Raw genomic sequence first — 5,090 nt, forward strand, 5'->3', positions numbered from 1 at the left:
TGTCCGCTTCCGGACATGCGGGTTTGTTCCTGCCGGCGTTGCTGCGAAACTGCCAGCCGTGCCCGCCCTGCCAGACGCCTCGATCCTCCTGCTCGACGACGACCCCGACGTGGGGTTGGCCGCCCAGCTGCTGCTGCAGCGCCGCGTCGCGCCGGTGACCTGCCTGCGGCGGCCGGCCGAGCTGAGTGCGGCGCTGGACCAGCGCCGGCCCGACCTGCTGCTGCTCGACCTGAACTTCGGCCCAGGCCGCACCGACGGTGCGCAGGGCCTGCGCCTGCTGGCCGACGTGCTGGCGAGGCCGCAGCCGCCGGTGGTCGTCGTCATGACGGCGTTCGCCGACATTGACCTCGCGGTGCAGGCGCTCAAGCGCGGCGCCTTCGACTTCATCACCAAGCCGTGGGACAACGTCAAGCTGGTCGCGACCTGCCAGGAGGCGCTGCGGCGCGTCCGTTCGATGGACGGTGACGAGGCGCCGGCTCCCCAGTCGACGACCGAACCCGTGCGTTCGCTGGCGGCACAGGAGCGGGCCGCCGTGCTGGCCGCGGTGGCCGAGGCGCAAGGCAACCTGAGCGCGGCCGCGCGTTTGCTCGGCCTGTCGCGGGCGGCCCTGTACCGCCGGCTCGGCAAGCATGGGCTTTGACCACGGGCGCCTGCTTGGCGCTGCCGTGCTGTGGGCCGGTGCTGGTGCAGTAGCCGCCACGGCGAGCGCTTCGGCGCGGGCCTGGGTGGCGGCGCTGGTGCTGGCGCTGCTCGGTCTCGCGGCCGCCTGGCCATTGAAACGTCGTCAGCCCGCGGCGCCCGCGTTGCCGGATCCGCTGCCCGCGCCGGATCACCATCGGCTGGCGCTGCTGCAGGCACAGCTCGAACACCTGCCGGTGGCCGCTTGGGTGCTGGCCGGCGACACGCTGCAAGCATTGACCAGCCGCGCCCGCCGCCTCGCTGCGCCGGGCGGCGTGCGTGATCGGGCGGCGCTGCATCGGCTGCTGCGCAGCGCGGCGAAAAGCGGCCCGGTGGTGCTGGACAGCGAGCGTGGCAGCGAGCGCTGGCAACTGCGCCGCCAGCCGCTGGCGATCGACGGCCGGGAGCAGACGCTGCTCGCGCTGGTGCCGCTCGAGCACGAGCTGGAGACCGAATCGCTGCTGGCCTGGCAGCAGCTCGTGCAGGTGCTGACGCACGAGATCATGAACTCGCTGACGCCGATCAAGAGCCTGAGCCAGACCGCGGCGATGCTGCTCGACGAACCGGGCAGCGAGGCCGAACTGCGACTCGCGCTGAACGCGATTGCGCTGCGCGCCGAGAGCCTGTCGAATTTCGTGACCACCTACCGGCAGGTCAGCCGCTGGCCCGAGCCGGTGATGGCGCCGGTGGCGCTGCATGAGCTGTTCGCTCGTTTGCAGCAGGCCATCGGCCCCGCATGGACGGCACGTGGCGGCGAAGCCAGCTTCGAGCTCGCCGAGCCAAGCCTGCGCCTGCAGGCCGATGAAGGCCAGCTGGAACAGGCGCTGCTGGCACTGCTGACCAATGCCGAGCAGGCGACCGCCGATCTGGCGCAACCACGGCTGTGGGTGCAAGCCCGCCAAGGCCGCGGTGGGCGGCTGCAGATCAGCGTGCGCGACAACGGCCCCGGCGTGCCGGCCGGCCTCGAGCGCGAGATCTTCCTGCCCTTCTTCAGCGCCCGCGAAGGCGGCCAGGGCATCGGCCTGACGGTGGTGCGCCAATTGGTGCACGGCATGGGCGGCCGCGTGCGCCATGTGCGGCCGCTGGAGGGTGGCGCGGCGTTCGTGATGAGCTTCTGATGGCCGCCGAGGCGGTCGCACTCGAGGCGCCGGGTGGATCGCTCAGCTGGCCTTGCGCTTTCGGCCGCGCTTGGGGCGAGACGACTGGATCGCTTCACCCAGCGCCACCAGCGTTTCGATCTGGCGTGCGAGCACAAAAGCTTCGGCCGCGCCGACCGACGGCAGTCGCGGCTGGCGCACGCCGCCGAATTCCATGACGCCCCCGGCCAGGCAGTGGCCGTCCTCGAACAGGTCGAAGCCGGTCTTGTCGATCGTCAGCGGCGGGTGCGCCTTGTGCGGACAAGGGGTCAGGCACGGAAAGCGGGCCGGCCGCGCGACGAGCTGATGACCTCCAACGTTGACCGGAATCTCCTGGATCAGTGAGCGTTGCGGTGGCCGGGCGGCTGGCGCCTTGGCCGGCCCTTGCTGGTGATGCGCCTGCCACTGCGCACGCACCGCGACGGCGTGCGGGCACTCGACCTCGGCGCAGGTCAGGCGCAACAGCACGTGTTGCTCGACCCGCGTGCCATCACACCAGAACTGCTCGCGCCGCCGGCCCTGGGCGTCGATGCGCGCCGAGACCTCGACCGTGTGGCGGCCGTGTCCCGTGTTCACCTCCGACGTGGCATGCCAGCGCGTGCCAAGGGGCGCGCCGTCCGGCACCTGGCGGCGGGCTTCGTCGATGAGTTGAAGGACGTTCATGGAAGGCATCGCTCACGCCACGTGACGATGAGGCGAGTGCTCGACGCCGTCAAGGGGGTGACCCGGTCAGAGTCCTCGGGCATCGCTTGCGCGCGCGCATGCCGCGTGTTACCGGGCGCGCGCGGGTAGGCGTCGGTTTCCAATTTCACGAGTTGCTTACCGTGCCGCCCGGCGGGCCGACGCAGGGCGGTGTGATGATCCGGCGCGTCCTTTGCCCCACCACCGGGGCACTTGGTGTGCTCTGGAATTCCTTGCCTTGGGAGACTGTCATGCGCCTGCATCCACCGCGTCGTGCTTCGTTTCGGTTTCTGGCGGTGCCTTGCGCCCTGGCCGCCTGCGGGTTGACCCCATGGGCTGCGACAGCGCACGCCGAACCGGTGGTTTCGGCCCAGCCGCCGGCCCAGCAGCGTGCGGCCGACGGCGCCGTCGAAAGCGTCGTCCTGGCCAATGACCAGGCGGTGGTCGCAGCAGTTGCGGCGACGTCGACACTGGCTTCGGCCACTTGCGCCGACAGCGGTACCAAGGTGTTCCGGCAGGAGTTCCTGAAGCTGACCAACAGCTACCGGGCCACCGGCCGGTACTGCGGCAGCACCTGGTACGGGGCCACGACGCCGGTGGCGTGGAGCAGGGAGCTCAAGCGCGCGGCGAACCGGCACTCGCGTGACATGGCCACCAACGACTTCTTCAGCCACACCGGCAGCGACGGCAGCTCGGTCGGTGACCGGGTCAGCGACACCGGCTACCGCTGGTCGGCGGTGGGCGAGAACATCGCCGCCGGCTATGACAGCGTGGCCTCGGTGATGAAGGGCTGGATCGACAGCCCCGGCCATTGCGCCAACATCATGAGCCCACGTTATCGCGACCTCGGCGTGGCCTGCGCCGAATCGGCCAACAGCCAGTACGGCAGCTACTGGACCATGGTCCTCGCCGCGCGGCTCTGACGGGCTCACCGGCACTCTCTGCTTGAACAGGGTGCTGTATGAAAATGCAGTGCGGCCCAAGGGCGAGCGTCGCTAAGGCTGCTGCAAGCGCTGCAGCAACTCCAGCGTCGGGTAGCCATCGGCCGGCAGGCCGGCGCTGCGCTGGTAGCGCCGCAGCGCGGCCCGCGTCGCCGGGCCCATCATGCCGTCGGCGGTGCCGCTGTCGAAGCCGCGCTGGTTCAGTGTGTCCTGCAGCGCCTGCAACTGGCTTCGGGTGAGCGGTTGCAGGTCGCGTGGCCAAGGGGCCTGGACGCCTGAGCTGCCGTCCAGGCGCTGCGCGAGAAGCCCGACCGCGAGCGCGTAGTTGGTCGAGTTGTTGTAGCGCAGGATCGTGCGGAAGTTCGGGCCGACCAGAAAGGCCGGCCCTCGCGCGCCGGCTGGCTGAAGAATCGTGCCGTCGGCAAACGCTGGCAACGGCGTGCCGTCGATGCTCCGCACACCTTCAGCCGCCCATTGCGCGCTCGGTTGCCGCACCGAGGTGTCGGCCCGGCCCGGATCGAAGTCGGGCGGCAGCTGGACCTCGACCCCCCAGGGCAGGCCGGCTTGCCATCCCGAGCGGGCCAGGAAGTTTGCGGTCGACGCCAGCACGTCGGCCATGCTGCCCCAGATGTCGCGCCGGCCATCGCCGTCGGCGTCGACCGCATAGGCCAGGAAGTTCGACGGCAGGAATTGCGTCTGCCCCATCGCACCGGCCCACGAGCCGATCATCTGTGCGCGGTCGATGTCGCCGTTCTGAAGGATCTTCAACGCGGCCATCAGCTCGGTCTGTGCCCACTTTTCTCGTCGGCCTTCGAACCCCAGCGTGGCCAATGCATCGATGGTCGGGATGTCGCCATAGTGGCTGCCGAAGTTGCTCTCGATGCCCCAGATGGCGACCATGATGCTGGGAGGCACGCCGTAACGCGCGGCGGCGGCATCGGCTTCGGTGCGGACCTGCTGCAGCTTCTCCTGGCCCGAGGTGATGCGCTGCGGCGTCACGACAACGTCGATGTACTCCCAGACGGCGCGGGTGAACTCGGGTTGTGCGCGGTCGAGCTCGACGACCCGCGGCAGGTAGCGGACGTTGTCGAGTGCGTCGCGCAGCGTGGCCTCGCCGATGCCCGCCGTGCGTGCGGCGTCTCGCAGCGATGCCACCCACTGCGCGAATCGCTGCCACAGCGCCTCGTCGGTGGGGTTCGCGGTGGTGCCGATGGCGGCGCTGCCGGTGCTAACGGGTGAAGCGACCGGCGCTTCGGGTGGCGGCAGCGGTGTCGAAGTGCAACTCGACAGCAGCACGAAGACCAGCATCGCGGCAGCACGCCGAAGGTGGTGGGCCAGTGAAAAGACAGGTGCTTGCATCGCTGCATTGTCACCATCGCGCCGACCCTGGTGCCGGCGCGGAATAGGCGCCCGCTCAGGCAATCGGGCGCCAGGCCCTCGGACGCCGGCGCCCAATTCACATGTCAACGTGACAGGCCATCAGCCTTTCTGGCTCTTCTTGTTTTCGGCCCGCACCGACTGTGCCTGCGCCGGCTTGGTCGCCCGCGGCGGCGCGAACGGCGGTGGGAAGCCGACAAACACCAGGAAGACAAAGACCGGCAGCAGCAGGTAGAGCAGCGGTCGCTTCCAGCTCAGGTTCATGAAGATCTGAACT

The 5,090-nt window shown here is 69.9% G+C and carries 5 protein-coding genes; 3 read left to right on the forward strand and 2 right to left on the reverse strand.

Translation table 11 applies throughout. The features are described from left to right. Positions 1-58 precede the first annotated feature (58 nt). Positions 59-640, forward strand: coding sequence for a response regulator (locus tag VFY73_RS20280; protein ID WP_329722171.1), 582 nt, complete (start codon positions 59-61; stop codon positions 638-640). Continuing rightward, the gene (locus VFY73_RS20285) at positions 630-1,796 is read left to right on the forward strand and encodes a sensor histidine kinase (protein ID WP_329722173.1); all 1,167 of its coding nucleotides are present in this window, start codon (positions 630-632) and stop codon (positions 1,794-1,796) included. The genes VFY73_RS20280 and VFY73_RS20285 overlap by 11 nt, the downstream gene beginning before the upstream one ends. Before the next feature lie 42 nt (positions 1,797-1,838). Here the strand turns inward: VFY73_RS20285 and VFY73_RS20290 are convergent, their stop codons facing one another. Continuing rightward, positions 1,839-2,477, reverse strand: a complete 639-nt coding sequence (locus VFY73_RS20290) for a hypothetical protein (protein WP_329722175.1) — start codon at positions 2,475-2,477, stop codon at positions 1,839-1,841. Positions 2,478-2,746: 269 nt separating this feature from the next. Here VFY73_RS20290 and VFY73_RS20295 point away from each other — a divergent pair, with 269 nt between their 5' ends. Then, the gene (locus tag VFY73_RS20295) at positions 2,747-3,418 is read left to right on the forward strand and encodes a CAP domain-containing protein (protein ID WP_329722177.1); all 672 of its coding nucleotides are present in this window, start codon (positions 2,747-2,749) and stop codon (positions 3,416-3,418) included. A 72-nt stretch (positions 3,419-3,490) separates the two neighbouring features. Here the strand turns inward: VFY73_RS20295 and VFY73_RS20300 are convergent, their stop codons facing one another. Continuing rightward, positions 3,491-4,795 (reverse strand): lytic murein transglycosylase, encoded by a 1,305-nt coding sequence (locus tag VFY73_RS20300; RefSeq protein ID WP_329722179.1) that lies wholly within the window; start codon positions 4,793-4,795, stop codon positions 3,491-3,493. Positions 4,796-5,090 lie beyond the last annotated feature (295 nt).

This window comes from Ideonella sp. (genome assembly GCF_036277275.1).
GTDB lineage: Bacteria > Pseudomonadota > Gammaproteobacteria > Burkholderiales > Burkholderiaceae_C > Ideonella.

Bases quoted from the DNA above. Each gene is read 5' to 3' on its own strand.
- VFY73_RS20295 (WP_329722177.1), top strand. From the start codon at position 2,747: ATGCGCCTGCATCCACCGCGTCGTGCTTCGTTTCGGTTTCTGGCGGTG.
- VFY73_RS20300 (WP_329722179.1), bottom strand. From the start codon at position 4,795: ATGCAAGCACCTGTCTTTTCACTGGCCCACCACCTTCGGCGTGCTGCC.
- VFY73_RS20290 (WP_329722175.1), bottom strand. From the start codon at position 2,477: ATGAACGTCCTTCAACTCATCGACGAAGCCCGCCGCCAGGTGCCGGAC.
- VFY73_RS20285 (WP_329722173.1), top strand. From the start codon at position 630: ATGGGCTTTGACCACGGGCGCCTGCTTGGCGCTGCCGTGCTGTGGGCC.